3 protein-coding genes are annotated in these 2,625 nt (G+C 64.3%); 1 reads left to right on the plus strand and 2 read right to left on the minus strand.

The genetic code is table 11. From position 1 onward, the window contains the following. Positions 1 to 125: 125 nt before the first annotated feature. Positions 126 to 1,622, minus strand: coding sequence for a YifB family Mg chelatase-like AAA ATPase (locus tag VIM98_RS16710; RefSeq protein ID WP_331994247.1), 1,497 nt, complete (start codon positions 1,620 to 1,622; stop codon positions 126 to 128). A gap of 184 nt (positions 1,623 to 1,806) precedes the next feature. Next, a complete protein-coding gene (locus tag VIM98_RS16715; protein WP_331994249.1) occupies positions 1,807 to 2,055 on the minus strand; it encodes an accessory factor UbiK family protein in 249 nt (82 codons plus the stop codon). A 171-nt stretch (positions 2,056 to 2,226) separates the two neighbouring features. On the opposite strand from VIM98_RS16715, the gene glnK reads away from it, so the two are divergent. Next, positions 2,227 to 2,565 carry a P-II family nitrogen regulator gene (gene glnK / locus VIM98_RS16720; RefSeq protein ID WP_331994248.1) on the plus strand — a complete coding sequence of 113 codons (339 nt, stop codon included), beginning with the start codon at positions 2,227 to 2,229 and terminating at the stop codon, positions 2,563 to 2,565. The last annotated feature ends 60 nt before the right edge of the window (positions 2,566 to 2,625 follow it).

Raw genomic sequence — 2,625 nt, forward strand, 5'->3', positions numbered from 1 at the left:
CGCCCACGTGCGCAGGATAGCGAGAGGTTTTTTGGAGACTCCTTTCTGTCGCGACGGCCGTGCCTTATGGCAAGACCGTGTCGCCAAGATAGGGAGGGCTTCCGAGCGCGGGAGCTACGCTGGGTTTAGTACCGGCGGTACTGCAATGCCTCGGCCAGGTGACTGACATCCAGTGCCGCCGTGCCGCCGTCCAGGTCGGCAATCGTTCGCGCTACGCGCAGAGTGCGGTGATAGGCCCGCGCCGATAATCCCAGGCGCTCCAAGGCAGCGTCGAACCAGCGCCGCTCCGCCGGGCCCAGCGCACAGTCGCGCTCCAGCTCCCGCGTACTGATTTCGGCATTGGGTTGGCCGGCCCGCATCAGGGCCTGATGTCGCCCCTTGAGTACGCGCGCGCGCACCGTGGCGGAATCCTCATCTTGCGCGCCACGCGGCGCACCGATTTCCGAAACCGGTACCCGCGGTACTTCCAGCGACAGATCGATGCGGTCGAGCAACGGACCGGAAACACGATTGCGATAGCGCTGGATCTGGTCCGGCGTGCACCGGCAACGCTGACGCGGGTCGCCAGCATAGCCGCAAGGGCAAGGATTCATCGCCGCGACCAATTGAAATTGCGCGGGGAATACGGATTGGCGTGTTGCCCGCGAAATAGCGATATGCCCGGTCTCCAGTGGCTCGCGCAACACATCGAGCACGTGCCGGGTGAATTCCGGTAGTTCGTCCAGGAACAACACGCCATTGTGCGCAAGCGAGATTTCACCCGGCCGCGGGTCCGAGCCGCCACCGACAAGGGCTGCCGCCGACGCGGTGTGGTGCGGCGCGCGGAACGGGCGACGACGCCAATAGCGCGGATCGACTTCCTGCCCCGCGACGGACAGCACGGCACAGGTTTCCAAGGCCTCCGATTCGGTGAGCGGCGGCAGGATGCTCGGCAGGCGCGCGGCCAGCATTGTCTTGCCGGTACCGGGGGGGCCGACCAGCAGCAGGTGGTGACCGCCGGTGGCGGCGATTTCCAGCGCGCGGCGCGCCTGCGCCTGACCGCGCACATCGGCCAGGTCGAGGCCGAACTCGTCGCCGGACTCGATCGCCGTGGCGGGCTGAGGTAGATCCTGCGCACCGTGCAGCCAGCCACAGACTTCCGAAAGCGTATCGGCCACGCGCACATCGACCTCGGGGATCAGTGCGGCCTCCGCGGCGTTCGCACGAGGCACCACCACACGCCGTCCGCGCGCGCGTGCGCGCAACAGCGCCGGCAATACCCCGGACACACCGCGCAGCGCGCCCGACAGCGCCAGCTCGCCGAGAAACTCGCAATCGTCCAGCTTCTCGCGCGGCACCTGACCGCCCGCAGCCAGGATGCCCAGCGCGATAGCCAGATCGAAGCGGCCGCCATCCTTGGGCAGCTCGGCCGGTGCGAGATTTACAGTAACGCGCCGATTGGGATATTCGAAGGCGGCGCTCTGAATAGCCACACGCACGCGATCGCGCGCTTCACGCACTGCCGCTTCGGGCAAACCTACGATATGTGTAGCCGGCAGGCCGCCGGACAGATGCACTTCAACCATCACCTGCGGCGCGGCAACCCCTGCCTGGGCGCGGCTCAATGTGACGGCAAGGCTCATGATGTACGGTCGTCTCCCGAAAGCCAGACATCCTTCGGAGACGGCTTTGCTGCATCGGCCTGATTGCAGACACGCGACATCCCTGTGCTCCTGTCAGCCTGCATAAAACAGCCGCCCCCGACCATTCTCGGGGTGAGGGTGACGATCGGAGGCGGCTCCCGGAAAGTGGGCTACCGCCTGAGCATCAACCCGGGGCGTCAGCCTCTAAAGCTGCGACGCGACGTTCGAGCTCCTCCACTTTAGCCCGGGTACGGGCCAATACTTGGGTTTGAACGTCGAACTCTTCGCGTGTGACTAGATCGAGGCGGCGCAATCCTTGTGCCAGGACATCGCTGAAATTGGCGCGCAAATCCTTATGCGCCTCTGCCAGTCCTGGCGGAACCAACGAAACAAGTCGCAGGGCAAGTTGATCGATATCCCGCCTATCCATCATGGTAGGCACCTCGAGCTTGTCGAGGAAAAGTGTATGAGATGGAGAAAATCCGCCGCCATCATCCTGCTCCACTAAACTGTGTAGGAATTTTCCTACATATCCGCCATGGTGGCGATAACTGGCTCCCGACAGGCAAAATGTGCCGTTAGAGCCGAACTGGACGAGATCCCTATGAAGCTGGTCGTGGCAGTCATCAAACCCTTCAAGCTGGACGACGTCCGCGAAGCCCTCGCCGAGGTCGGCGTGCAGGGTATCACCGTCACTGAGGTCAAGGGCTTCGGCCGCCAGAAGGGCCATACGGAGCTGTACCGCGGCGCGGAGTACGTGGTCGACTTTCTGCCCAAGATCAAGCTGGAAGTTGCCGTAGGCGACGATCAGGTCGAGCGGGTGGTCGAAGCGATCCAGAACGCGGCGCGCACCGGCAAGATCGGCGACGGCAAGATCTTCGTCACCCCGTTGGAGCAGGTGATACGCATACGCACCGGCGAGCTGGACAACGACGCGCTTTGAAGCCTCAGGGCGGGGGCATGACACCCCGCTCCTGCTCGAAGCGGCGGTGATGGATCAGCA

This window comes from Dyella sp., assembly GCF_036568765.1.
Lineage (GTDB): Bacteria > Pseudomonadota > Gammaproteobacteria > Xanthomonadales > Rhodanobacteraceae > GSA-30.